At 65.4% G+C, this 26,202-nt stretch carries 26 protein-coding genes; 17 read left to right on the top strand and 9 right to left on the bottom strand.

Annotated elements, in window-relative coordinates; translation table 11 throughout:
* Positions 1-22: 22 nt before the first annotated feature.
* From HZB53_07280 to HZB53_07250, 7 genes are all read left to right on the top strand, one after another.
* Positions 23-721, top strand: coding sequence for a chlorite dismutase family protein (locus HZB53_07280; protein MBI5877436.1), 699 nt, complete (start codon positions 23-25; stop codon positions 719-721).
* Positions 718-1,737: a uroporphyrinogen decarboxylase gene (gene hemE / locus HZB53_07275; protein ID MBI5877435.1), complete on the top strand. Its 1,020-nt coding sequence runs from the start codon at positions 718-720 to the stop codon at positions 1,735-1,737. Before HZB53_07280 ends, hemE begins: the two co-directional genes overlap by 4 nt.
* A gap of 4 nt (positions 1,738-1,741) precedes the next feature.
* The gene (gene hemH / locus HZB53_07270) at positions 1,742-2,731 is read left to right on the top strand and encodes a ferrochelatase (GenBank protein ID MBI5877434.1); all 990 of its coding nucleotides are present in this window, start codon (positions 1,742-1,744) and stop codon (positions 2,729-2,731) included.
* A gap of 91 nt (positions 2,732-2,822) precedes the next feature.
* On the top strand, positions 2,823-4,106 hold the full coding sequence (hemL, locus tag HZB53_07265) for a glutamate-1-semialdehyde 2,1-aminomutase (protein ID MBI5877433.1): 1,284 nt from the start codon (positions 2,823-2,825) through the stop codon (positions 4,104-4,106).
* Between the two features lie 206 nt (positions 4,107-4,312).
* On the top strand, positions 4,313-6,298 hold the full coding sequence (gene feoB / locus HZB53_07260; GenBank protein ID MBI5877432.1) for a ferrous iron transport protein B: 1,986 nt from the start codon (positions 4,313-4,315) through the stop codon (positions 6,296-6,298).
* Position 6,299: 1 nt separating this feature from the next.
* Entirely contained in the window at positions 6,300-6,509 is a 210-nt protein-coding gene (locus HZB53_07255; GenBank protein MBI5877431.1) for a hypothetical protein, read from the top strand.
* Positions 6,499-6,750: a ferrous iron transport protein A gene (locus HZB53_07250; protein ID MBI5877430.1), complete on the top strand. Its 252-nt coding sequence runs from the start codon at positions 6,499-6,501 to the stop codon at positions 6,748-6,750. The genes HZB53_07255 and HZB53_07250 overlap by 11 nt, the downstream gene beginning before the upstream one ends.
* A 402-nt stretch (positions 6,751-7,152) precedes the next feature.
* Here the strand turns inward: HZB53_07250 and HZB53_07245 are convergent, their stop codons facing one another.
* The 9 genes from HZB53_07245 to HZB53_07205 form a co-directional block, all read right to left on the bottom strand.
* Positions 7,153-7,914 (bottom strand): SDR family oxidoreductase, encoded by a 762-nt coding sequence (locus HZB53_07245; GenBank protein ID MBI5877429.1) that lies wholly within the window; start codon positions 7,912-7,914, stop codon positions 7,153-7,155.
* A 164-nt stretch (positions 7,915-8,078) separates the two neighbouring features.
* Positions 8,079-8,978: a fumarylacetoacetate hydrolase family protein gene (locus HZB53_07240; protein MBI5877428.1), complete on the bottom strand. Its 900-nt coding sequence runs from the start codon at positions 8,976-8,978 to the stop codon at positions 8,079-8,081.
* Between the two features lie 74 nt (positions 8,979-9,052).
* Positions 9,053-9,469, bottom strand: coding sequence for a putative toxin-antitoxin system toxin component, PIN family (locus tag HZB53_07235; GenBank protein ID MBI5877427.1), 417 nt, complete (start codon positions 9,467-9,469; stop codon positions 9,053-9,055).
* A 12-nt stretch (positions 9,470-9,481) separates the two neighbouring features.
* The gene (locus tag HZB53_07230; GenBank protein MBI5877426.1) at positions 9,482-9,781 is read right to left on the bottom strand and encodes a type II toxin-antitoxin system Phd/YefM family antitoxin; all 300 of its coding nucleotides are present in this window, start codon (positions 9,779-9,781) and stop codon (positions 9,482-9,484) included.
* Between the two features lie 345 nt (positions 9,782-10,126).
* Complete coding sequence (locus tag HZB53_07225; protein ID MBI5877425.1) at positions 10,127-11,182, bottom strand: Ldh family oxidoreductase; 1,056 nt, start codon at positions 11,180-11,182, stop codon at positions 10,127-10,129.
* Between the two features lie 29 nt (positions 11,183-11,211).
* The gene (locus HZB53_07220) at positions 11,212-12,069 is read right to left on the bottom strand and encodes an SDR family oxidoreductase (GenBank protein MBI5877424.1); all 858 of its coding nucleotides are present in this window, start codon (positions 12,067-12,069) and stop codon (positions 11,212-11,214) included.
* Positions 12,050-13,405, bottom strand: coding sequence for a 2-oxo acid dehydrogenase subunit E2 (locus HZB53_07215; GenBank protein MBI5877423.1), 1,356 nt, complete (start codon positions 13,403-13,405; stop codon positions 12,050-12,052). The genes HZB53_07220 and HZB53_07215 overlap by 20 nt, the downstream gene beginning before the upstream one ends.
* 34 nt (positions 13,406-13,439) lie before the next feature.
* On the bottom strand, positions 13,440-14,417 hold the full coding sequence (locus HZB53_07210) for an alpha-ketoacid dehydrogenase subunit beta (protein ID MBI5877422.1): 978 nt from the start codon (positions 14,415-14,417) through the stop codon (positions 13,440-13,442).
* A gap of 40 nt (positions 14,418-14,457) precedes the next feature.
* Positions 14,458-15,447 carry a thiamine pyrophosphate-dependent dehydrogenase E1 component subunit alpha gene (locus HZB53_07205; protein MBI5877421.1) on the bottom strand — a complete coding sequence of 330 codons (990 nt, stop codon included), beginning with the start codon at positions 15,445-15,447 and terminating at the stop codon, positions 14,458-14,460.
* 272 nt (positions 15,448-15,719) lie between these two features.
* On the opposite strand from HZB53_07205, the gene HZB53_07200 reads away from it, so the two are divergent.
* The 10 genes from HZB53_07200 to HZB53_07155 all read left to right on the top strand — a co-directional run bounded on the left by HZB53_07200 (position 15,720) and on the right by HZB53_07155 (position 26,044).
* Positions 15,720-16,502, top strand: a complete 783-nt coding sequence (locus HZB53_07200; GenBank protein ID MBI5877420.1) for a hypothetical protein — start codon at positions 15,720-15,722, stop codon at positions 16,500-16,502.
* Positions 16,503-16,585: 83 nt separating this feature from the next.
* Positions 16,586-17,242, top strand: a complete 657-nt coding sequence (locus tag HZB53_07195) for a hypothetical protein (protein MBI5877419.1) — start codon at positions 16,586-16,588, stop codon at positions 17,240-17,242.
* A 28-nt stretch (positions 17,243-17,270) separates the two neighbouring features.
* Entirely contained in the window at positions 17,271-18,221 is a 951-nt protein-coding gene (locus HZB53_07190) for a dihydrodipicolinate synthase family protein (protein ID MBI5877418.1), read from the top strand.
* A 559-nt stretch (positions 18,222-18,780) separates the two neighbouring features.
* Positions 18,781-20,157, top strand: a complete 1,377-nt coding sequence (locus tag HZB53_07185; GenBank protein MBI5877417.1) for an extracellular solute-binding protein — start codon at positions 18,781-18,783, stop codon at positions 20,155-20,157.
* A 141-nt stretch (positions 20,158-20,298) separates the two neighbouring features.
* Positions 20,299-21,183, top strand: coding sequence for a sugar ABC transporter permease (locus tag HZB53_07180; protein MBI5877416.1), 885 nt, complete (start codon positions 20,299-20,301; stop codon positions 21,181-21,183).
* A 5-nt stretch (positions 21,184-21,188) separates the two neighbouring features.
* Entirely contained in the window at positions 21,189-22,040 is an 852-nt protein-coding gene (locus HZB53_07175) for a carbohydrate ABC transporter permease (GenBank protein ID MBI5877415.1), read from the top strand.
* 73 nt (positions 22,041-22,113) lie between these two features.
* A complete protein-coding gene (locus HZB53_07170; protein ID MBI5877414.1) occupies positions 22,114-23,163 on the top strand; it encodes a C-terminal binding protein in 1,050 nt (349 codons plus the stop codon).
* 41 nt (positions 23,164-23,204) lie between these two features.
* A complete protein-coding gene (locus HZB53_07165; GenBank protein MBI5877413.1) occupies positions 23,205-23,951 on the top strand; it encodes a ribonuclease activity regulator RraA in 747 nt (248 codons plus the stop codon).
* Between the two features lie 62 nt (positions 23,952-24,013).
* Positions 24,014-24,835, top strand: coding sequence for an SDR family oxidoreductase (locus HZB53_07160; protein ID MBI5877412.1), 822 nt, complete (start codon positions 24,014-24,016; stop codon positions 24,833-24,835).
* A gap of 378 nt (positions 24,836-25,213) precedes the next feature.
* Positions 25,214-26,044, top strand: a complete 831-nt coding sequence (locus HZB53_07155) for an SDR family oxidoreductase (GenBank protein MBI5877411.1) — start codon at positions 25,214-25,216, stop codon at positions 26,042-26,044.
* Positions 26,045-26,202: the final 158 nt, after the last annotated feature.

Genomic DNA, 26,202 nt, shown 5'->3' with positions numbered 1-26,202 from the left:
CCCTTTTTCAAGGACGGAACACGTGACGGTTGACGAAACTCCCCAGCGCACGCTGAGTCACTTTGCGCTGGTTACGTTCAAGGACGCCTACTGGACGCTCGCCAAACCGGCGCGCGCCGAGCTGTGGCAGCGCTGGATGGCGAGCCTGCGCGACGCCGCGCAGAAAATTTTCCTGTTTCAGGTTTTCCCGACCGAGCACGGCGCTGACCTGCTGGTCTGGAGCGCGCTGGCCGCCGACGATACCGGCGCGGCACAACACTTCTTCGAGAGCTTTGCGCGCGCCACCAATCCGCATCGCGCCTACCTCGAAGTGACCCGCACGCTCTGGGGCTTCACCCGCCCGTCGCAGTACTCCAAGTCGCAGCGCTCCGCGCAGGAGATGGACCCGTTCGGCGACGCGCGCAAGCCGTACCTGGTCATGTACCCGTTCACCAAGACGACCGAGTGGTACCTGATGGGCCGCGAGTCGCGGCAGGGCATGATGAACTCGCATATCCGCGTCGGCAAGCAGTACGAAGAGATCAGCCAGTTGCTGCTCTACTCGACCGGCCTGCAGGACCAGGAGTTCGTCGTCGTGTACGAGATGGACAACCTCGCGCGCTTCTCCGAACTGGTGACCGAGCTGCGCAGCACCGACGCGCGCGCCTACACGCTGAGCGACACGCCACTGCACACCGCCACGTACCTGAGCGCCGAAACGGCGGCGGCGATCTGGCAGTGACCGCGCGCTTCCTGAGCGCCTGCCGTCGCGAACCAGTGGACTGCACGCCCGTGTGGTTCATGCGGCAGGCCGGCCGCTACCTGCCCGAGTACCGCGCTATCCGCAAGAACCTCTCCCTGCTGGAGATCTGCGCCCGCCCGGACGTCGCCGCCGAAGTCACGCTGCAACCGGTCGATATTCTCGGCGTCGACGCGGCGATCCTGTTCGCCGACATCCTTTTGCCGCTGGTGCCGATGGGCATTCAGTTGGAGTTTGCTGCCGGCGAGGGACCGGTGATCCACAACCCGGTGCGCACGGCCGCCGACGTGGCGAATCTACGTGCGGTTGATGCGGCCACCGACCTGGACAACGTCATGCAGACGATTCGCCGCCTGCGCCGCGCGCTGGAGAGCCGCGATGTGCCGCTGATTGGCTTCGCCGGCGCGCCGTTCACGCTGGCGTCGTACCTGATCGAGGGCGGCGCAACGCGCACCTTCCGGCGCACCAAGCAACTGATGTATGGCGACCCGACGACGTGGCACGCACTGATGGACCGGTTGGCTACAGTGGTCGCGGACTACCTCAACGCACAAGTCGCGGCCGGCGCGCAGGCCGTGCAACTGTTCGATAGCTGGGTCGGGCAGTTGTCGCCGGACGATTACGCGGCATACGTCCTGCCCTACTCGCAGCGGATCCTGCGCGCCGTGAGCGGCGTGCCGACGATTCACTTCGGCACCGACACAGCGACGCTGCTGCCGCACATGCGCGAAGCCGGCAGTGACGTGGTCGGTCTCGACTGGCGCGTGCCGCTCGACCAGGGCTGGCAAACGGTTGGCGACGTCGCGGTGCAGGGCAACCTCGACCCGCTCGCGCCGTTCGCGCCGCGCGACGTGTTGGAAGCCAAAGTGCGCGACGTTCTGCGCCGGGCCGGCGGACGCCCCGGCCACATCTTCAATCTCGGCCATGGCTTGCTGCCGGAGACGCCCGTGGACAACGTGCGCGCGGTGGTGGACATGGTGCATGAATGGACGAACTGAACCCATGACGAAACCGACGGGTGTGATGCTAATGGCCTACGGCGGCCCCAATTCGCTGGACGAGATCGAGCCGTACCTGCTCGACGTGCGCGGCGGGCGGCCGATACCCGCGCCGTTCCTGGCCGAGATCCGGCACCGTTACGAACTGATCGGCGGGCGCTCGTCGATCCTGGAACTAACGCAGGCGCAGGCGCGCGCGCTTCAGGCGGCGCTCGGTGACGGCTTCCGCGTCTACGTCGGCATGCGGCACTGGCGCCCGTATATCAAGGACGCCATGGCGCAGGTCGCCGCCGACGGCATCGAGAAGCTGGTGGCGCTCGTGCTGGCGCCGCACTACTCGAAGATGAGCGTCGGCGCGTATCACCAGCGCTTGCAGGAAGCGCGCGACCAGCTTGCGCCCAACGTGCAGGTCGCCGAAATCACATCGTGGAAGACGCACCCACTCTTCCTCGACGCGCTGGCCGAGAAGACGCGCGCCGCGCTGGCGCGCTTCGACGGCGCGGACGTCGAACTGATCTTCAGCGCGCACAGCCTGCCGGAGCGCATCCAGGCGAGCGGCGATCCATACCCGCAGGAACTGTTGGACACGGTGAGCGCGCTGTTGCCGCGCATCGGCCGCCCGGTCAGCCACTGCTTCGCCTTCCAGAGCGCGGGCAGCACCGGCGAGAAGTGGCTCGGCCCGGAGGTCGGGCAGGTCATGACCGAGTTGGCCGGGCAGGGCAAGCGCAATTTCCTTGTCCAGCCGGTCGGCTTCATCTGCGACCACGTCGAGATCTTGTACGACATCCTCATTCCCTGGCCCCTTCTCCCCCGCGCGCGGGGGAGAAGGGGCAAAAAACTAACGGGGAGGTGCGCGGCGGCTACGCCGCCGCGCACCTCCCCAGTGACTTGCTCCCCCCTCCCAGCTTCGCTGGGAGGGGGCCGGGGGGAGGGCAGAACTTGGCGGCGTGCCGCGTGCTCATGCGATATGCACGTGGAGACATTTTCCATTTGAAACAGTATAAGCAAGCCGTCCTACTATCGCAGCCATACTACCGCCCGCAGACTCGCCGGCCATGGCGACCGGCAGAAATACCAATTCAACTATGAACACTGAACGATCACAGGCACTATTCACTGAAGCACAATCGCTGATCCCTGGCGGCGTCAACTCGCCGGTGCGCGCGTTCAAGAGCGTCGGCGGCACGCCGCGCTTCATCGACCGCGCCGAGGGCCCCTACCTGTTCGACGTCGACGGCAACCGCTATGCCGACTACGTGCTCTCGTGGGGGCCGCTCATCCTCGGACACGCGCATCCCGCCGTCGTCGAGGCGATCTGCGCGCAGGCGCCGCGCGGCGCGAGCTACGGCGCGCCGACTGCGCTGGAAGTCGAACTGGCGCGCCTGATCACCGGCGCGATGCCTTCGCTGGAACTGATACGCATGGTCAACTCCGGTACTGAGGCGACGATGTCGGCGCTGCGGCTGGCGCGCGCGTTCACCGGCCGGGCGAAGATCATCAAGTTCGCGGGCGGCTATCACGGCCACGCCGATCTGCTGCTGGCGCAGGCCGGATCGGGCGTCGCCACGCTCGGCCTGCCGGATTCGGCGGGCGTGCCGCCGTCCACCGTGGCCGACACGCTGACCGCGCCGTATAACGATCTGCCGGCGGTCGAGCGCCTGCTCGACGCCAATCGCGGGCAGGTCGCGGCGATCATCGTGGAGCCGGTGGCCGGCAATATGGGCGTGGTGCCTCCGCAGCCTGGCTTCCTGGAAGGTCTGCGCGCACTGACGACCGCGCATGGGGCGCTGCTCATCTTCGATGAGGTCATCACGGGCTTTCGCGTCGGCCTCGGCGGCGCGCAGGCGCTGTACGGCGTGCGCCCCGACCTGACCTGCCTCGGCAAGATTATCGGTGGCGGCTTGCCGGTCGGCGCGTACGGCGGTAGGCGCGACATCATGCAGATGATCGCGCCGAGCGGCCCAGTCTACCAGGCGGGCACGCTCTCCGGCAACCCGTTGGCGATGGCGGCCGGCATCGCGACGCTGCGCGTGCTGCATGGCGACGGCGTCTACCCCGCGTTGGAACGCATGGCGACCGACCTCTGTCGCGGCATCGCCGATGGCGCGCGGGCGGCGGGCGTACCGGTGCAGCAGAACCGCATCGGCGGCATGTTTACCACGTTCTTCAGCGAAACACCGGTCACCGACTACGAGAGCGCCAAGCGCTCGGACACGAAGCGCTACGCGCGCTACTTCCACGCCCTGCTGGAGCGCGGCGTGTACGTCGCGCCGTCGCAGTTCGAGGCCGGGTTCGTCTCGACCGCGCACAGTGACGAGGTCATCGCGGAGAGCGCCACGGCCGCCCGCGCAGCGCTGACCTCAGATTGATGGAGATACGGGCCATCGTCCCGCCGAGGAGGTGCGCTCCGGGCGCATCGACCAGTTTTCCCCTGGACACCCAGGCACCACAGAATTAGGCATATTGGGGACAGTTCCGCGTTTCTATGTTTTGTCCCATAAAAATAGTGACATTCGTCCCTGCCCGTACATACGGAATTGACCATAATAGGTAGTGTCAGTATGTGGAGATACCTATGACCTGCCACTCCCCTTCGACTCTTGCCGCCTCAAGCGGCGGCTCCAACATCGTTCTGGTCGGCAACCACAACGTCGGCAAATCGGTCATCTTCGGCTGGCTGACCGGGACCTACGCGACGGTGGCCAACTATCCCGGCACGACCGTCGAGATCATGCGCGGGCGCTCGCGCACGCAGCCGGACCGCACCGTCATCGACACGCCGGGCGTCAATTCGCTGCAGCCGCTGTCGGACGACGAGCGGGTGACGCGCGATGTGCTGATCGACGAGAGCGCGCACGCGGTTGTGCAGGTCGCCGACGCCAAGAACCTGCGCCGCGCCCTGCTGATCACGTCGCAACTGGCTGAAGCGGCAGTGCCGCTGATCGTGACGCTCAACATGGCCGACGAAGCGCGCCGGCGCGGAATCCGCGTCGATGCCGCCGCGCTGTCGCGGCGGATCGGCGCGCCAGTGGTGACCACGACCGCGACGAAACGCGAGGGACTGGCTGAACTGCTGGCGGCGCTCGACGCGCCGGCGCCGGCACGCGCGCTGGTCCGGTACGATGCGCCGATCGAGGCCGCCATCGCCCGCATCGAGGCGGTTTGGCAGGCGCGTCACGCGGGCAACGCGCTGCCCCTTGCGAACCTGCGCGCCATCGCCGTCATGTTCCTGGCCGGCGATCCAACCATCGACGAATGGGTCCGTTCACACGCAGGCGCTGCCGCGCTGGGCGATCTGGTCGCGGTGCGTACCGAATTGCAGACACAGCGCGCCGAGCCGCTCTCGCGCGCCATCCAGAACAGCCGCACCCGCTGGATCGACACGATCGTGCCGGCCGTCACGCAGCGCGATTTCGGCGCGGACGACTCGCTGGCGGCTCGCTTCGGGCGGCTGGCGGTGCACCGGGTCTGGGGCATCCCGATTCTGCTCGCCGTGCTGGTGGCGATGTACATGTTCGTCGGCAAGTTCGGCGCGGGCACCCTGGTCAACTACGTCGAGGGCACGCTCTTCGGCGAGTGGATCAATCCGGCGGCCGTCCGCCTTGTCCGCGACTGGGTGCCGTTTCCACTTGTACAGGATTTCCTCGTCGGCGATTACGGCGTCATCACGGTGGCACTCACCTACGGCTTCGCGATCATCCTGCCGATCGTATTCACCTTCTTCATCGCCTTCGGCATCCTGGAGGATTCCGGCTATCTGCCGCGGCTGGCAGTGATGGCCGACCGCGTCTTCAAGGCGATGGGGCTGAACGGCAAGGCGGTGCTGCCGATGGTGCTCGGCCTCGGCTGCGACACGATGGCGACCATGACGACGCGCACGCTGGAGACGAAGAAAGACCGCATCCTGGTCACGCTGCTGCTGGCGCTCGGCGTGCCGTGCTCGGCGCAACTCGGCGTGGTGCTCGGTATGCTGGGCGGGCTCGACGCGCGCGCCACGCTGATCTGGACGGGAGTCGTCGCCGGCGTCCTGCTGGCGGTCGGCTGGCTGGCGGCGAAGGTGGTGCCGGGCAACACGTCGGACTTCATTTTGGAGCTGCCGCCGATCCGCGTGCCGCGCATCGGCCCCCTGCTGGTCAAGACGCTGGCGCGCATGGAGTGGTATTTGAAAGAGGTGCTGCCGCTATTCGTCGGCGGCACGGTGTTGCTCTTCCTGCTGAACCTGTCCGGCGCGCTGACCGCACTCAAGGCGCTGGCAACGCCGCTGATTGTCGGCTGGCTCGGCCTGCCCGAAGTCGCCACCGAGGCGTTCCTGATCGGGTTCCTGCGGCGCGACTACGGCGCGGCCGGCTTCTTCCTGATGGCGCGCGAGGGTCTGCTGACGCCGAACCAGATCATCGTCGCGCTGGTCACGCTCACGCTGTTCGTGCCGTGCATCGCCAACTTCTTCGTGATGGTCAAGGAGCGCGGCTGGCGCACGACGCTCGCGATCACGGCGTTCATCTTCCCGTTCGCGTTCGCGGCCGGCGGCGTGCTCAACCTCGTGCTACGCGCGTGGTCATAAGATGAAATGCCCGTTGTGCAGTTTTGAGTTCGACCCGGCCGCCGGCGACGCATGTCCAAGCGCGTGCCCTCTGCACGGCGCGTGCTCGTTCGTCTGCTGCCCGCGCTGCGGCTACCAGATCGCCGACGCCGACCGGGCGCAGAGCGTGCAGATGATCAAGCGGCTTTTGAACCGCTTCGCCAAAGCGCGACAGGCACCCGATGACGCCTGACGCATCCGGCAGCGTCCTGACGCTGGCCGACCTCGCGTCGGGCCAGTCTGCCTGCGTCACACATCTAACCGCGACCCACCCCGGACGCAGCGAACGCCTGATGGCGTACGGCATTGCGCCGGGCCAGGTCATCACCCTCGTACAGCGCCACCCCGCTTTTGTCGTGCGCGTCGACGAGACCGAACTCGCGCTGGATGCCGACGTGGCGCGCTGCGTCGCTGTCGATCCGGCGACGGCGTAGCGTGGCTGCTTGCGCTTGAGCCTCTGACCCGTGCAAACCTGTGTCAATTTGAGAATGTCCAATTGACCTGTCGTGCATGTCCTGTGCACGACAAGCCCGCGGTACAATCTCGACGCGGATTGGTATTGTACTGTTTTGTGATGGGCATGTCCCCATGCGGTTGTTGTATGTGTCAGCACTGTATAGCAATCGCCACCCTCCCCCCGGCCCCCTCCCAGCGAAGCTGGGAGGGGGAGTGAGTAAAAGGGGATTGGCGCGGCGGCAAAGCCGCCGCGCCAATCCCCAATCAGCTTTTCCCCTTCTCCCCCGCGGGCGGGGGAGAAGGGGCCAGGGGATGAGGGGGTGACAACCGCTATTACCACCAGGTATGGGGACATGATCAAACTGAAACAGCATTACCGCCTAAATCAGCAGGTCTGCGCCGTTGATGTCGATGGTCGCCCCCGCAATGTATGACGACTCGTCCGAGCAGAGGAACGCGACCAGATTGGCCTCGTCCTGCGCCGTGCCGAGCCGCCGCAGCGGGATCTTGCGTTCCTCGGACGCGAGATGCTCCGGCGTGGCCCGCTCGCGCACCATTTCGGTGTCCATGCTGCCCGGCGCCGTCGCGTTGACGTTGATGTTGTAGGGCGCGGCTTCGCGCGCCGTGTGCCGCGTCAGGCCGAGCACCGCGGCCTTCGAGGTCGTGTAGTGCGCGCCGCCGAACGTGCTCGTGCTGCGCCCGGCCGACGACGACATGTTGACGATCTTGCCGTAGCGCCTGGCCTGCATGATCGGCAGGACCGCCTTGGTGCAGTTGAACACGCCCTTGACGTTGATCGCCATCATCCGATCCCACTCGTCGCCCGCGATCTGCTCGAGCGGCGTGGTGTGGCCCAGTATCCCGGCGTTGTTGACCAGGATATCAACCGTGCCGAAGCGCGCCACGGCCGCCGCGACCATCGACGCCACCTGATCTTCGCGGCTGACGTCGGCGGCGATGCCGATCGCCTGGCCGCCCGCCGCCGCAATCTCGGCGGCGACCGTCTCCGCCCACGCCGGCTGCACGTCGTTGACGACGACCGAGGCGCCCTCGCGCGCCAGTTGCATTGCAATCGCGCGGCCCATGCCGCGCCCCGCGCCGGTGACAATCGCCACCTTGCCCTCAAACCGTCGCTGACTCAAGTGTACGCCTCCTGGGTTGTTCATCACCACGGCGAACGACAGATATCAATCGGCGTGACTGCGCAGTTGATGTCACTCCCGGATTGTGCCGGTACCACCAGCGTCTGCGCGGCCCGGGCGCGCTCATGGCCGGCTCGATAGCAGCGTTCAACGGCGGCATCGCCCTACTCGTAGATGACGACGACCTTGCCGATCGCGCCATAGTCGACATCAAGCCGGTCGCCGGGCGCGGCGAAGAAGTGCCCGGTGCAGGTGCCGGTACTGACGAACTCGCCGGCGTGCAGCGTGCGGCCGCGCTCGCGCAGCCAGTTCGCCATCCACGTCAGCGAGGTGAGCGGGTTGCCCATCGCCGCGCGGCCGTGGCCGGACTTGATGTACTGGCCGTTCAGGTACAGGTCGATCTTGGCAGCCGCCAGATCGAGCCGCCGCCAGTCGCGCACCGGCGCGCCGTACACGAACGCCGCCGCGCCGCCGTTGTCCATCGACGAACCCTGGTAGCCACTCGCGCCGTACCAGTCGTCGAAGACCGTGTCGCCGATTTCGACCGCCGGCACCAGCGCCTCGACCGCGGAGGCGACCTCGTCCTCGCTGTAAGGCGTTGCGCGCGGCGGCAGCCCCTCGCGCATGCGGAAGGCGAACTCGCACTCCGAGCAGCGGTAGTTGATGAACAGGTGGCGCGGCATGTGCGCCGGGCTTTCGCGCACGCCGTCGCGGCTCAGCAGGCCCGGCGCCGGCCCCGGCACGCCCTCGGCGCGTTGGATCTCGACGGCGGCCGCGCCGACCTTCCAGCCGGCCGGCGGCCACGCCAGCTTCGCATTGAGCGCGTCCATCACGGCCATGATCGACTGCCAGTGCCGCGTCTTGAGCCGCTCCGGCAGTTCGACCGAGTGCCGCTCGGTGCGGCCGCGCGCAATGATCGTAGCGATTTCCGCGATCTCGTCGGGCGAGAGCGCCGACTCGCGCTTGCAGCGGATGCCCTGCCCTGGCAGCGTCGGGCCGTGGATGCGCCGCCCCCAGAGGGTGATCTCCGACGCGGAGCCGGTATTCGTGGTGTTGTCAGTCACTGTCTACCTCGTTGGGTGAACCATCGTCCATCGTCAAACGAAATGTGTATGCCAGCGCACGACCAGAACGCATTCTAGCCGAGAATCGCCAAGAAGCGCCTGGGCGACACGATCTGTATTCCCTCGTAATGAACCATGCTCAAGAGGTGTTCATCGCCGGAGACGATGTAGTCGGCGTCTCCGGCGACCGCACACGCGATGATCTTGTCGTCGTCTGGGTCACCAGGTACAACCTGCAACGCCTGCACATCCGGCGCCAACCTGACCGCATCGCCCAATGCGATAACCAATTGATCGATCTCGCCAGCGGTCAACCGGTGATGCTTTCGGATGCGTGGATAGGCTAGCACCCGGCGCAGATCGTCCAGAATCGGCAGCGACGAAAGCACATCGAAGCGCCCGTCGCGCCACGTTTCCAGTATCTGCGAGGGATGGCCATCCGCTCGTATGATGGCGCTGACGAAGATCCCGACATCGAGCACGACGCGCATGGGCGGACCAGTCTACCGCGCTGCCGCTTTGCTGCGGCGGGGCTTTGCCCGCGTCGCGCGCACGGCGGCGCGCACATCGCGCTCGACCGTCTCCGCAGGCACGCCGGCTGCGCCCTTGCGCGCCTTGTCCACGAGCGCGAACAGCCGGTCTTTGGCCTGGCGCTGCCATTTCTCGTAGTCTTCGACCGACACAATAACCGCCATCGGCCGACCCGAACGCTCGATGATGAAGGCATCGTTCTTGTAGAACGCCTCTTCGATCAGCTTGCCCAGACTGCGCCGGGCCTCAAATGCGCCAATCGTCTTTTCCATGGTACTCCTTCGTCTATTAACCCCTCATGGAAACGAATGTCATGTAACTGTGCTAACATCACAATTATGACAGTTATGCAACCGCAGGTCAAATAGACTGGCAGGACGTCTTTTTCAGATTAGAGCGAGATCAGTGCGCATTACTACGCGGCAACGCGCGCCGTCGCTCCCGCGAATGCGGGAGCCCAGGGTCAACATGCCTGGATGCCCGCTTTCGCGGGCATGACGACGGATCAACGATGCCCTGTCGCAAGTACATGGCAACACGCTATGCCTCCGCATTGTGCGCCGCAAAACAAAAACCCGCCGGAGCCTGGGGCTTCGACGGGTTCGTATTCAGTTTGCTTACCAGGGCTGCGCGACGCCCAGGTCTTTTGCGAGCTTCTCCAGTTGCGCCAGCATCGTGACCGGCATCGGGATGCCGTCCTTGCGCCGCTGGTCGGCCAGCCGGAACTCGCGCTCACCCGGCATCAGCACCTGGCTGCTGCCCGCCTCCAGTTCCGAGGCGCGCACCATGCGCGTATAGTCGTCGACGCGCGCCTTGAAGTCGTCCACCGCGATGAACGCCGATACATCGATCGCCTGGAAGTAATGGCCGATGTTCTGGTCCTGCCCGCCGCGCACGTTCGTCATCACCTCGGGGCCGATCGCCGCGCCGCTCAGCAGCGTCGCCAGCATGTCCACCATCACCATCAGCCCGTACCCCTTGTAGCCGCCGAACGGCAGCAGGCGGCCGGCCAGGCCGTGCTCCGGGTTCGTGGTCGGGCGGTCTTCGCTGTCGAGCGCCAGGCCGGGCGGCACCGGATCGCCGCGCACCGCGGCCCAGGCGAGCTTGCCGCCGGCCAGTACGCTGGTCGCCATGTCGAGCACGACGGGGTACTCGGTCTTGGCCGGCACCGTAATCGTCCACGGGTTGGTGCCGAACATGCGCGTGCGCCCGCCGAACGGCGCGATGATCGAACCGGCGCTGGTCAGCACAATGCCGATCATGTTCTGCTCGGCCGCCATCAGGCCCCAGTACGCGCCCGCCGCGTAGTGGGTGCTATGAAAGACGCTCGCCACGCCGACGCCGGATTGCTTTGCCTTCTCGATCGCCTTCGCCATCGCCTGCCTGGCGATGACCTGCCCCATGCCGTTGTCGCCGTCCATCAGTACGCCGCTGGGCGTCTCGCGCACAATACTCGGCTTCGGCTGCTTGTTGACGCGGCCGGCGCGAATGTTCGCGATGTAGCCCGGTATCAGCATGACGCCGTGGCTGTGCACGCCGCGCAGGTCGGCCTCGATCAGCGAGTCCGCGACGAGCGCCGCATCGGCTTCCGGAATGCCGGCTCGAGCGAACAACTGCGCCACAAAGTCGCGCAGGGCATCGGCCTGAATCGTGATTTCCTTGACGGGGGGCATCGGTCGTTTTCTCCGTGTTAAATTGCGGCCTACACGCCGCTGAATGCGCCGAATCCGCCGTCGATCTGGATGACGGCGCCGTTGACAAAGCTGGCGGACTTGCTGCACAGCCAGATCGTGCCGCCGACCAGTTCCTGCGGGTCGCCGAAGCGCCCGCTGGGCGAGTGGTCGATCACCGCCTGGCCGCGCGCGGACCACGAGCCGTCCGGGTTCAGCATGAATGGCTTGTTCATCTCGGCCAGGAAGAAACCGGGCGCGATCGCGTTGACACGCAGGCCCGGGCCGTGCTTGCGCACCAGTTCGATCGCCAGCCAGCGCGTGAAGTTCTCGATGCCGGCTTTGGCCGCGCCGTAGGCGACCACGCGCGTCAGCGCGCGCGGCACCGACAGCGACGAGATGTTGATGATGCAGCCGGCGCGCTGGCGCGCCATCGGCGCGCCAAAGACCTGCGTCGGCAGCAGCGTGCCCATCAGGTTCAGGTCGATGACGTTCTGCAGGCCGTCCTGCGTCAGGTCGAAGAACGAGCCGTCGACCGCGACCGTGCCGGCGGTGGAGTTGCCGCCCGCGCAGTTGATCAGGATATCGATGCGGCCCCAGCGGTCGAGCACCGACTGGCAGGCCGCGTCGAGCGCGGCGCGGTTCAGCACGTCGGCAACCAGCGGCATCGCCTCGCCGCCGCTCGCCGCGATTTCGCTCACGCGCGCTTCGGCGGCGGACGTGCGACGGCCGAGCACGCCGACCTTCGCGCCCGCGCGCGCCAGGCCGACCGCCATGGCGCCGCCGAGCGTGCCGGTGCCGCCGGTCACGACCGCAACCTGCCCGCTCAGATCGTAGAGGCTGGCGAGGTAATCGGGAACGCCGGGCGAATTAGCGGGTGAGCCAGGCATAGGGCCGCTCCACTAATTGCTTGATGCGCTGCAGGAAGCGCGCCGCCGGCCCGCCATCGACCAGGCGATGATCGAAGGTCAGGCTGAGCGCGACCATCTTGCGCACGGCGACCGTCTCGGACGCCTCGTCCACGACGACCGGCCGGGCAACGATGCGCCCGACGCCGAGAATCGCGCACTCCGGCAGGTTGATGATCGGCGTGAACGCGTCGATCTCATACATGCCGAGGTTGGTGATCGTGAACGTGCCGCCGCGCAGGTCGTCGGGCGAGATCTTGCCGGCCCGCACCTGCTCGAGCAGCCGCGCCGACTCGGCCGCGATCGCCTGCACCGACTTGCTCTGCACGTCGCGCACGACCGGCACCAGCAGGCCGCGCTCGGTATCGACCGCCAGGCCGACGTGCACGGCCGCGTGCTGCACCAGCCCGTCGCCAATCAGCGAGACGTTCAGCGCCGGATGCTCGGACAGCGCGACCGACACGATCTTCGCCAGCAGGTCGTTATACGTCGGCGTCGCCGCGTTGGTGCCCTGCAAGTCGTCGGCAATCGCGCGGCGCAGGCGCACCAGTTCGGTGGCGTCGGCTTCCGTCGTCAGCGTCACCGGCGCGGTCGTATGCGCGCTCGTGCCCATGCGTTCGGCGATGATGCGGCGCACTCCGCTGAGCGGCCCAGTCGCGTCGGTGGTCGGCTGTGCGGCGGCTGCGGCCTCGATATCGGCCACTTCGATCCGCTTGCCGGGTTGCGCCGCGACCAGGCGCTGTAAATCCACGCCAAGCTCGGCCGCGCGCCGCTGAGCCAGCGGACTGATGCGCAGTTGGCCGCTCGCCGGGACGGCCGCGGGCTTTGCTGCCGACGCTGCCCGCACGTCGCGCTCGACAATGCGGCCGGTGCGGCCGCTGCCCTTCAGGCCTTCCCATGCCACGCCGAGCTCACCGGCGATGCGCCGGGCACGCGGGCTGATCGTCGGCGCGTTACTGCGGGCCGGCGCGGCAGATTGGGGGGTTGTCGCCGGCGCGGCCGCCGTCGCAACAGGTGCAGGAGCGGCGGCCGTCGCCGGGCTGCCCCCGCCCTTCTCAAATGGAGCGGTCTCGCCTGGCGCGACGATGTAACCGAGCAGTGTCCCGACTTTGATCTTCGCGCCGGGCGGTGGCGCATCCGGCGGGATGCGCAGCACGCCGCTCTCGAACGATTCGATTTCGTTGACCGCTTTGTCGCCCTCGACCTGGCACAGCAGGTCGCCGATCTTTACCGCGTCGCCGTCGTGCATGAGCCATTCGAGGAAGACGCCTTCTTCCATCGTCCAGCCCAGGCGCGGCATGACTATCTCGTATGCCATCCGGGTTCTCCTGGCGCCAGATCGGCGCTTCGCACTACTCGGCCAGCAGTTCGCGCAGGGCGGCCGCGATGCTGCCGGCGCCCGGCAGCATCGCGCCTTCCAGCGTCGGGCTGTACGGCACCGGCACCGCGCTGCCATTCAGTCGGCGGACCGGCGCATCGAGGTCGTCGAAGCCGCGATCCACCACCTGCGCCGCGATCTCGGCCCCGACGCCGCACATGGCAGGCGTCTCGTCGACCACGAGCAGGAGACCGGTCTTGTGCACCGACGCGAGGATCGTGTCGATGTCGAGCGGCGAAATGGTGCGCGGGTCGATCACTTCGACCGACACGCCTTCCTTAGCCAGCGCATCACTCGCCGCTAGCGCTTCCTGCACCATTGCCGCGATCGCGACGACGGTCACATCTTTCCCTTCGCGCGAGATTGCCGCCTGGCCGAACGGAATCAGGTATTCCTCTTCCGGCACCGGCCCCTTGTTGTTCAGCAGCAACTTGTGCTCCAGGAAGATGACCGGGTCGTCGCTGCGGATCGCCGTCTTGAACAGCCCCTTGGCGTCGTACGGCGTCGTCGGCACGACGACGCGCAGGCCTGGCACGTTCGCGAAGATCGAGTAGTAGGCGCCGGAGTGGTGCGTGGCGGCCGCCTTGCCGATGCCGATGCTGCCGCGCAGCACGATCGGCATCTTGATGCGGCCGCTGCTCATGTACTGCATCTTGGCGGTCTGGTTGATGATCTCGCCCATCGCGTCGAGGATGAAATCGACCATCATGAAGTCCACGATCGGGCGCGCGCCGGCCATCGCCGCGCCGGTGCACATGCCGATGAAGCCGCGCTCGGCGATCGGCGTGTCGCGCAGGCGCATTGGCCCGTACAACTCATACAGGCCCAGGGTCGTTCCAAAGTTGCCGCCGCGCGGGCCGATCCCCTCGCCGACCACGAAGATCGTTGAATCCCGCGCCATTTCCTCGGTCAGCGCCTCGCGGGCGGCCGCCGTGTATGTCAGTTCGCGCATCGGGGTTCCTCGCTAGATGTGAGCGTCCAGCCTGCGGTCGCTACCGGTTAGTCTCTTCAGCGAAAACATGCGTGAGCGCAGTGGCCGGGTCCGGATACGGGCTTGCCTGCGCAAACTTCGCAGCCGCCACGGTGCCGGATTCGACATCGCTCTCGATCTTCTGCAGTTCCGGTTCGCCGGCGTCCTCGTCTTCCAGCAGATGCTTGCGGAACGTGGCAATCGGGTCGCGCTGCTTCCACGCGTTGATCTCGTCCTGCGAGCGGTAGCCGGCATCGCGCATGCCTTCCGCGTGGGCGCGCGTGCGGTAGGTCTTGCACTCGATCAGCGTCGGGCCCTCGCCGGCGCGCGCGCGCCGCACGGCCTCTTCCGCCGCCTTGTAGACGGCCAGCACATCGTTGCCGTCGACCGCGACGCCCGGAATGCCGAACGAGGCCGCCCTGGTCGCGACCTCCGGGTTGGCCGTCACCGATGAATAGGCGATCTCGGTGGCGTACAGGTTGTTCTCGCACACGAAGATGGCGGGCAGCTTCCAGGCCCCGGCCATGTTGATGCCTTCGTGGAATGCACCGTTGTTGGATGCGCCGTCGCCGAAGAAGGCGACGCCGACGTTGTCCAGCCCCTTCAGCTTGAAGGCGTAGGCTGCGCCGGTCGCCTGCAGGATGCACGGCGCGACGATGCCGCTGGTGCCCATCATGCCGACTTCCGGCGAGAACAGGTGCATGCTGCCGCCGCGCCCGCGTGACACGCCGGTCTCGCGGCCCAGCAGCTCGGCCATCAGCGCACCGGGGCTGACGCCCTTCGCCAGTGCGTGGCCGTGGCCGCGGTGCGTGCTGAAGACCATGTCGCCAGCGCGCAGGTGCGCGCAGACGCCGGTCGCCACCGCCTCTTCGCCAACGTAGGTATGGCACGCACCATGCACCAGGCCGGCCGCAAACATCTTGGCGAGTTGTTCCTCGCTGCGCCGGATGGTCAGCATGACGCGGTACAACGAAAGCAACTGATCAGAGGTAGGTTTCTTCTCCATCGACAAGAACTCCTCCTGTAACGTGGCTCGGCCACCGTCATCCGTTATAAGCTTGGCGGCGAGTATACATTTAGCGGTTATGATTGTCAATCAGTGACAATATTCCAATTGACAATCGATTTTCGGAGTGTTAGAATCGCGCCACCATCCCGCTCGAGCGCCGCCTCCCAAGCAACCGACGCGACCCAGACCGCATCTCCCTCTACCGCGAAGCGTGTCTTTCGAATGATGCGATCGGAGCCGAGCGCACGGGTTCGCGCGCGACAGAGCAGTTGACCATGACCACCCTATTGGCTATCGATCTCGGCACCTCGTTCCTCAAGGGGGCCGTGCTCGACCTTGATGCACTGTCTATCACGCATCTGCAGCGCCTGCCGTTCCCCGATCCGGTTGGCGGCCTGCCCGACCTGTTCTGCGAAATCGATGTCGAGCGCGTCATCGACGCCACGCGCACGCTCATTCGCGCGCTGCTGCCGAACGCGCCGGGCTGCGAGGGCATTGTCGCCTGCGGGCAGATGGGCGGACTGGTGCTGTCCGACCGCGACGGTGCGCCGCTATCGAACTACATCTCGTGGCGCGACCAGCGCCTGCTCATGCCGCATCCGTCGCGCCAGAGCACTTACTGGGACCGGTTCGCGCGCATGATTGACGATGTTGACTCGCGGCAACTCGGCCGCGAAGTACGACCGGGTCTGCCGGTCAGTTTCCTGTACTGGCTGCGCGAGCGCGGCGAACTGCCGGCGAACGCCGCCATAGCCGCGTCGCTGCCGGACTTCGTGCTCGGGCGCCTGTGCGGCGCGCGTCCGGCGACCGATATCACCAATGCCGTCGGCGCGGTCAACGTGGAGAGCGGCGACTGGCATCATGATCTGTTCGAGCGGCTGGGACTGGGTTCGATCGGCTGGCCGGTGCTGGGCGATGTGCGCACGGTGGTCGGCACGCTGGAGATCGATGGCCGGCGGCTGACCTGCTACGCGCCCGCCGGCGATCATCAGACGGCGCTGGCCGGTGCATTCATCGCCCCCGGTGAACTGTCGATCAATAGACTCTATCTGAAATAGCGACGTAGCATCGTAAGCCTGTCGAAGCATGCGGTCAAAGCACTGGTACTAGCCACTTTTCCGCATGCTCCGACAAGCTCAGAATGGTGGATCCCTTATTTCGAATAGAGTCTAATATCTCGACTGGCTCGCAGGCCAGCCGGTTGGCGCCGCGCGCCGCGCCTGGCCCGTACCAGGTCCGGCCGTTCTTCGACGGCATGTTTCTGAATACGATAACGCATATTCCCGCCGGACGCTCGCTGAACGTCCTGCTGGGGTTGCTGAATGAGCTGGCTAGCGCGCAGCAGATGCCGGCGGCCGACCCGTGGCCGGTCATCAACCGCGCCGTCGCCGAAACGCCGGAGACCGACCTCGCCATCGACCTCGCGTTCTTCCCCGGCCCGCTGGGCGAACGCGGCGCGATCACACATATCCACGAGGGCAATCTGCGCATCGGCCATCTGTTCCGCGCGGCGTTCCACGCCATGGCCGCGAACTACTGGACCTGCGCCACCCGCCTGTCGCCGGCGCGGGACTGGACCCGCCTCGTCTTTTCCGGCGGCCTGGCGCAGCACGTCGCCGTGCTGCGCGACCTGATCGTCGCGCGTTTTGGCTGTGACTACCGCCTGTGCGCCTCGTCCGAAGACACTCTGCTGGGCCTGCTGGCGCTCGGCATGACTGCGACCGGGCGCGCTGCCTCCGCGCAGGCCGCCATGCGCGAACTGAGCACGCAGGCGCAACCAGGGCACTGGCCGGCCTGACCGGCAACCAAACGAAGGAGTAAATCACATGACCTATGCCATGCACGAGCGCCTGACGCGCGACAATCTGCGCGGCATCTGGGCGGCGATTACGACGCCGTTCGATGCGCACGACCGCTTCGACGCCGACGTATTCCGCGAGAACATCCGGCGGCTGCACGCGGCCGGCGCGCACGGCATCTACACGACGGACAGCGATGGCGAGTTCTACGCGATCGAGCTTGACGAGTTCAAGCAGATCGTCGCGGTGTTCGCCGAAGAGACGCGCCGGCTGAACTTCCCGACCATGGTCGGCGTGACCTGGACCAACACCAAAGGCATGCTTGACCGCATCGAGTACGCCGCGGCGCAGGGCATCCTCGGCGCGCATATTGGCCACCCGTATTTCATGCCGATGACGGCCGAATCGTATCGCGCCTTCTGGCAGGATATCCGCGGCGCGGCGCCCGACTGGTTCGGGCTGATTCACTACAACACCCCGCGCGTGCATAACTACCGGCGCGGCCCCGACTACGTCGAACTGCTGGACATCCCGAACTTCATCGGCACGAAGCACGTCGGCTCGGATTTCCCCGAGTTCATGACCCTGATGGCGTGCGCGCCGCAGGTGGCCCACTTCACCGGCGAGCATGCCATGACGCCATACATGCTGTTTGGGGCGCGCGGCGTGTACTCCTGGTTCGTGAACTTCAACCCGCGCTACATGCTGGACTGGCACGCCGATATCGTGAACCAGCGCTGGGAGCAGGCGAAACACCGCCAGCAGCGCATGCACGCCTTCATCACGCAGATACGCGCCGTGCTGGAAGATGGCGGCAACTTGCACGGCATCATCGGCAAGGCCGTCTCGGCCTCGTCGCCGTTCCTGGTACCGGCCAATCGCACGCGGCGGCCGTATCTGCGCATCGCCGACGAGCGTGTGGACGCCTTTCGGCAGATTGTTGAGACGCAGTTCGCCGACATGTTGTGGCAGGGGTAGCATCTGGCCGCAAGCCACTTCCGTGCCGTCTGATGCATAGATGTCATCGCCCTCGACAGAACCGACGTATACTGCGGCAACCGATTGTCATTTAGTGACAATCACCCAATTGACAATTGATTGTCAGCGTGATAGAATCGCGACAATTCCAGAGTGGCCTACTACACGGTCATTCACGGTCATTCGGGCCGAGATGGACGCTAGGATTGCTCGCAACTCAACGCTCATACTCTTGCTTGCACGACGGGCGTTTCGCGGCTACGTATGCTGGGCCGAGTTCCCCCACTCAGCGAGCGATCTGGCGACTGCCGCCTTCCCTGCCATCCCCGGCGCTCAGGCAGAGCCGATAAGCAGTCGGCGGTGATGCAGGTCAGTTTGCGCGTCAGGTTTATTTCGATGTTTTTGCAGCCCACCGGGCGGGAGGTGACTTCATTGCCTCATCCATTCTGAGGCAACACCTTAACGTCAACGTCAGTGTCACGCAGACAGCGCACAACCAAGCACAACAGCAGCAGCGGAATCGGACCTTTCTCAATCACAGGCTGGAGGAGGAAACTCAATGTCCACCAAGCAACATCCCGTTATTACTCGTCGCGAATTTCTGAAGGGCGCCGCCGCCGCCGGCGGCGTGGCCGGGCTGAGCGCGATCATGGCGGCGTGCGGCGCCACGCCGACCGCCGCGCCAGCCGTAGCCACCATGGCCCCCGCCGCCGGCGCCACCAAGGCCCCGCCAGTGCTCAAGGGCGCAACCGTGAAGTTCCTCGGCGGCCCATGGTCGTTCCTGCCGGAACTCGACCCGGTCATCGACAACTTCGCCAACGACTGGGCAAAGCAGAACGGCGTCACATTCTCGCGCGAGCTGGAAGGCACCAACCTCCCCGCGAAGATTCAGACCGCGATCGAGACGAAGAGCGGGGCCAATATTATCCAGAGCGCCACCCCGCCGGCGGCTTATGCCAAAGCCCTGGCGGATGTAAGCGAAGTGGCGGAAGCGCTCGGCAGCGCCGGCGGCGGCTGGCTGCCCGCCGCACCGTTCAATGCCGTCCAAGACGGCAAATGGATCGGCGTGCCGATCGGTCAGCACAACTGGTTCATCAACTACCGCCTGGATTGGTTCAAGGAAGAAGGATACGAAAAGTTCCCGGACACGTGGGAAGAGGCGCTCGCCGCCGGCAAGAAGCTCAAAGCCAAGGGGCACCCCTTCGGGATCACGTTCTCCGACAAAGCCGCCGGCGACGGCAACGCAACGCCGTACCTGTTCCTTTGGGCGTTTGGCGGCAAGGAGTTCAATCCGGACGGCTCGCTGGCGCTTGACAGCAAGGAGACGATTGCAGCCCTTGAGTTCGCGATCCAGTTGCACCGGGACGCCGGCGACCCGGGTGAGGTGGCGTACGATGACGGCGCCAACAATGCCGCGTTCCTGGCCGGCAAGATCTCGATGACGCCCAACGTCAATACGATCTACCTGCCGGCGTTGAAGAGCAACCCGGCGCTGGCGGCGGCGATGAATCACTCGATTCCGCCCAAGGGGCCGGCCGGGCGCTTTGGCGCAGCCACGCTGCCCTGGTGGGGCATTCTGAACCACACGAAGGGTGCCGATCTGGACGCCGCCAAGGACCTAATCTTGCAGTTCTTCTCGATCAAGAACCTCGGTGCGTTCTACAAGGCCGGGCAGGGTTACATCCTGCCGATGCTGCCGAAGTACGAAAACGAGCCGATCTGGCCCGCGGATCCGAAACTGTCGGTTGCCAAGGAAATGTTCAAGCTGGCGCTACCGGCCGGCTACAACCTGAAGAACCAGACCAAGCTGTCTTCGCTCATGCAGGACAAGATCATCATCGGCAAGCTGTTCTCGCAAGCCTGCTCAACGGGCAACGCGCGCGCGGCGCTCGACGGCGTCCTCAAGGACATCGCCGACCTGAAGTTGCTCAGCTAGGTTCGTCACTCCGCCGGGTGCAGAACACCTGGGTGGGCTTATGCACACCCGGGCGCTCTGCACCCGGTCACACCGAGATTTCGCCGGGTGAAACCGATGACCCCTTCCCCTCAAGCGCAGCCCCGCACGCTGAGTTCTATCGTGGCCGGGTTGTTGCACAAAGAATCCTCGCTGGGCTACATCCTGCTGGGACCCGGCTTTGTGTTTCTGGCCGTGATGATGGCGTACCCGTTTTTCTACGCCGTCTTTCTCAGTTTCACCGACAAGCAGATGGGCGCCGATGCGAACTTTACGGGCCTGGAAAACTATGCCAAGTTGCTGGGCACCAACCTGTTTTCCAAGACCGTCGTGAACTCGCTCGTGTATACGCTGTTCGCGCTAGTCTTGAAGTTTTGCGGGGGACTGGTGCTCGCCGTCATGCTCAACCGCCCGTTTGTGGGGCAGCGCGCGGCGAAGGCGCTCTTCTTATTGCCGTGGATCATGCCGACCGTCTTCAGCACGATGATCTGGTCCTGGATCTATCACCCGGCGTTCAGCATCGTCAACGAAGTGCTCATCGGCAAGCTGCACCTGCTCTCCGAGCCGATCCCCTTCTTGCGGCAAGAGACATGGGCGATGGCATCGCTCATATACGTCAACGTGTGGCGCGGCGTGCCGTTCTTCGGGATCACTTTCATGGCGGCGATCCAGGGCGTTTCGACGGAGATTCTGGAGGCGAGCCGCATCGACGGCGCCAATCGCTGGCAGTCGTTTTGGCAGATCACCTTTCCGATGATTCTGCCCGTTGTCATTATCGTGTCGCTCATCTCCACGATCGGCACGCTGGGCGATTTTGACCTGCCGTTCCTGCTGACGCGCGGCGGACCCAACGACGCCACAACCCTTTTCTCGCTGACGGCGTACACCCTGACGTTCTCCTCCGGGTTCGTTGGACTGGGTGCCGCAGTCACTATGACGATGTTTCCACTGTTAATATTACTGGTCATCGCCTCGCTGATCAGCGTGCGCCGCCAGGAGGCGAACTAACTACCATGAACCTTGCGCGACATTCCCGCAAAGCCTTCCGGGCGACGCCCTTTTATTTCTTGCTGGCGAGCGTGGGCTTCATCCTGCTGTTTCCGTTCTACTGGGGGTTTATCTCCTCTCTGAAGTTCGAGAAGGATATCTACGATTTCAGCGGCAACTTCCTGTTGGCGGAAAGACCGAACCTGCTGAACTACGGCACCTTGTTCGGAACGCCGCATGTTTTTACCTGGTTCTGGAATACCTTCTCCGTTTCCGTCGCCACCACGGCGATCGCGGTGACCATTTCCGTCATGGCCGGTTTTGCCATTGCGCGGCTGCGCTTTCGCGGCGCGGCGATCGCCGGCACGCTGGTGTTCATCACCTATCTCGCACCGCGCACCTTCCTGTTTGTGCCGCTCGCGCAAATACTCAACGGCTGGGGGCTGCTGGGCACGCTGCCCTCGCTATGGCTCACGTACCCCACCTTCCTGATTCCGTTTTGCACCTGGCTGTTGAGCGGCTATTTCGCCAATGTGCCGCACGAGCCGGAGGAGTGCGCCATGGTGGATGGCGCCAGCCGGGTCAGCGCGATTGTGCGCATCACGCTGCCGATGGCGATGCCCGGCATCATCACCGCGGCCATTTTTTCCTTCACGGCTTCGTGGAACGAACTGCTCTACGCGATCGCCTTTGTGAGCGGCGGCGATAACAAAATGCTGACGAACGGGATTGTCGGCGTATTCATCGGCGGCGACTATTTCTCGTGGGGGCCACTGATGGCAGCCGCCACCGTGTCATCATTGCCGATTGCTATCCTGTACTTCTTTTTCACGGACCGCTTCGTCAGCGGCATCACGGCCGGCGCGACGAAGGGCTAACAGCAAGTAAATAGTGAACCGTGAACGGTATGCAATCACTGTTCACGGTTCACTGTTCACAGTTCACTGAACAATGTCCGACTATTCGCAATTCAAACTCGTGCGGTTGACCGCCAGGATTTTCTTCCCAGGCGAGTATGAACTGGGGCGCTACCGGTCCGCGGGGTTGAGCATCGTCGAGGTGCCGGATGAAGACCCCGCCGCTATCGCGCGGCAGACCGGCGACGCCGACATCGTGATTGTCGTCGGCACACCGATGCCGCGGCTGGTCGTGGATGCGCTCGCGGCAGGCCAATGCCGCGCCATCGCGCGCATGGGCACCGGCACGGACAAGATCGACGTGCCGCGCGCCACCGAGCATGGCATCCTGGTCGCCAATACGCCGTACTTCTGCATTGAAGAGATGGCCGACCACGTCATGGCGATTATGCTGGCGCTGAACCGCCAGTTGGCCGTCATGCAGCGCGCCATGACCGACGGTGAGCTGGTGGCGGCACGGCGCATGACCGCCACGATCCCGCGCATGAGCGCGTGCACCCTGGGGCTGATCGGCTTCGGCCGCAGCGCAGTGCACACCGCCCGCCGCGCGCGCGGCTTTGGCATGCGCGTGCTGGCCACCCGCCAGAACGTCAACGCGCCGCGCGCCGATGCGCACGCGCTCGGCGTGGAGATGACCGACCTCGACACCGTGCTGCGCGAGTCCGACTATGTCTCGCTGCACGTGCCGCTGACCCCAACCACAAAATACATGATCGACGACGCGGCGCTGCGCAAAATGAAGCCGACCGCCTGCCTGATCAACACGTCGCGCGGCATGCTGGTCGACGAGGCCGCGCTCAAGCGGGCGCTTGACGAAGGGCGGCTGGGCGGCGCCGGGCTGGACACGTTCGGCTCGCTCGACATCTTTGTCGATCGCATCGCGCCACCCGTGCATCCACTGGCCGGCCGCGACAATGTCATCCTGTCGCCGCACGTCGCCGGCGGCTCCATTCAGGCCAAGTTCGATATGTTCGATGCGGGCGTGCAGAACCTGACCGCCATGCTGGACGGATTCCTGCCGCCGCCCGAAAACATCGTCAATCCGACCGTCAAGCCGAGATTCCCTTTCAGACCGCGGGACTGACTCCCGCGCGACGCCGGCACAGCAGCGCACCCCACAACCCTATGATCACCACACCCGATATTGTCCGTCCCGACCGAGCGCTGATCGAAGCGCTGCGCACCGTGGGCACGGCCACGGCCAGCGGCGAACTGTACAAGCTGGGCATCAAGAACCCACACATGCGCGGGCTGACCACCTGGCACCAAGGCCGGAGCGTCGTCGGCCCGGCACTGACGCTGCAGTGGATGCCGAAGCGCGAGGACATGAGCGCCAACAGCGAGTACGCCGACACCGAGCTCCAACTGCACCGACACGCCATGTACCACACCCAGCCCGGCGACGTGATCGTGGTGGATGCGCGCGGCGACATGGCCTCGGGCGTCTTCGGCGAGATGATGCTCACTTATTTCAAAGGCCGCGGCGGCGTTGGCGTCGTGATCGACGGTTGCGTGCGCGACTGGACTCACGCACAGGAGCTCGCGCTCGGCATCTGGATGCGCGGCGTGACGCCCAATCACGGCTGGCAGGGCGGCATCATGCCGTTCGCCGTCAATGCGCCGGTGGCGTGCGCGGGCGTGCTGGTCATGCCCGGCGACATCGTCATGGCCGACGACGACGGCGCGATCGTCGTGCCGGTGAAGCTCGCGCCGGAGGTGGCCAAGTTGGCCGGTGAGAAGAACGAATGGGAAGAGTTCACGCGCATGAAGCTGGCCGAGGGTGGCGATCTGCGCAAATACTATCCACTGAACGACGAGGCGCAGGCAGAGTACGAGGCGTGGAACGCCGCACGCCAACCGGGCGCGCACTAACACGGGACGGGGCGGGGCCGCTTGCTCCGCGCATACCGCACATCGCTTGAGGAGCGAATCGCATGAACATGTTTGATCTGAGCGGCCGCGTGGCCGCCGTGACGGGCACCGCCCAGGGCATGGGCCGCGCGACGGCGACCGCCTTTGCCGAGGCCGGCGCCAATCTGCTGCTGCTCGACCGCAACGCGGAGGGTAACGAGCGGACGGCCAACACGCTGTCAAAGCTGGGCGTCAAAGCCATTCCGTTTTCCGGCGACATGACCGACATCGCGCACATCGACAAGGTCTACGAGACGATCGACAAAGAGTTTGGGGGGCGCATCGATGTTCTCGGCAACATCGCCGGCGAAGCGTACGCCGGCCCGGCCGAGGACATGACGCTGGAACAGGTGCAGAAGACGTTCCACAATCTGGTCATCAGTCGCTTCTACTGCACGCAGCAGGCCGGGCGGCGCATGCTCAAGCAGGGCAAGGGCTGCATCATCAGCATCGGCTCGATCGCCGGCTGGTCCTCGCTGGGCCGCACACAGGCGATCTACGGCATGGCGATGGCCTCGGTCATCCACATGACGAAAGAGCTGAGCACGGAATGGGCGGGGCGCGGCGTGCGCGTCAACTGCATCCTCCCCGCGCAGGTGCTCGGCAGCGGCGGCCTTGAGCATCGCATGGAAGTGGACCCCTACCTGCGCGATACGTTCCTGCACGGCATTCCGCGCGGGCGCTTCGGCCAACCGGACGACATCAAGGGCCTGGCGCTCTGGCTGGCGTCCGACGCGGCCGACTGGATCACCGGTGCGATCATTCCGATGGACGGCGGCAACCTGGCCAAGAACGGCGGCGGCGGCCTGCTGGCGCCGATCATCGAGAAGTACGTGAAGAAATAATACCGTTTCGATTTATGGATGTCCTAATCCGTCATGTATGTCCTGTCCACGGCGGGCACAGGATGAAGCGCGAAGGCAGGGCTTATGTCCTGCGGCTCGTTACGCGCGCGAAGCATCTGAAATGCTGCATCCCAGATTCTTCGCGCGCGAAGCGTGTTGCACTCCATCGGCCTTGCCTCTGCACTGCTCAGAAACTTCGCCAAGTCCGGCGATAAACCGTCGCAGGTTGTCGCCCCGGCGAAAGCCGGGGCCCAGGGTCAACACCTCTGGCTTCCGGCTTTCGCCGGCATGACGACTTGGAAATTCCGCGCCCAAGTTTCTGCCGCATCGCATACCGCCGCCGGTATGGACCATCTCAGAATGACAGTGGATTAGGACATGCTCAACGCAAAACAGTATAACGGTCGTCACAATCAGAAAGCGGGCGCCGGCATGAAACTGCAAAACCAGGTCGCACTCGTCACCGGCGCCAGCCGCGGCATGGGCCGCTCGATCGCGCTGGCATTCGCCGCCGAGGGCGCGCACGTCGCCGTGACCGGCCGCGCGGAAGCGGAACTGGCCGAAGTCAGCGCGGCGATCAGCCAGGCGGGCGGGCGATGCATCGCTTTGGTAGCCGATCTGTCCGAGCCGGGCGCAGCACGGGGAGTCTACGACCAGGCCGTGTCTGCGCTCGGTCCCGTCGATATCCTTGTCAACAACGCGGGCATCGGCAGCAGCGCCGACCCGCGCCCGGTGCTGGAGTTCGACGACGCGTTCTGGGACCGCACGCTCTACGTCAACCTGACCGTGCCCTACCTGCTCTGCAAGTGGGTGCTGCCATCGATGATCGCCAAACGGCACGGGCGCATCATCCAGGTGGCGTCGATCGCGGGAAAGGTTGGCACCATGCACGGCGCGGCATACTCGGCCAGCAAGCACGGCCTGCTGGGTCTGAGCCGCACGCTGGCCATGGAGACCGCCGCGCACGGCATCACCGTCAATGCGATCTGCCCCGGGCCGGTACACACGCTGATGAACGACAAGCGCATCGCGTACGACGCTCAACGCACCGGCAAGACGCTCGAAGCGGTCGCCGCCGGCAGCACCCCGATCGGCCGGCGGCTCGAACCGGACGAGATCGCGCCGCTGGCCGTGTACCTGGCCAGCCGCGAAGCGTCGGTCATGACGGGACAGGCCATCAATATCGATGGCGGCGTCCTGATGAGTTAGAGCGCCGCACCAAATGACTAATAGACTCTATTCAAAATAGGCATTGGATCGCTTGTGGCGATAGCGTCGTCTGGTCCGGCGAAAGTTATGCAATGCGGTAGCAATACTCATCACCAGGTCTGACAACCCCGCGGCGAAATTGCGAAAGCGATCCTTGG

Source organism: Chloroflexota bacterium (assembly GCA_016235055.1).
Classification (GTDB): Bacteria; Chloroflexota; Anaerolineae; order JACRMK01; family JACRMK01; genus JACRMK01.
The sequence above is the reverse complement of the archived record's forward strand: the minus strand, read 5'-3'. Positions and strand labels throughout refer to the sequence as shown.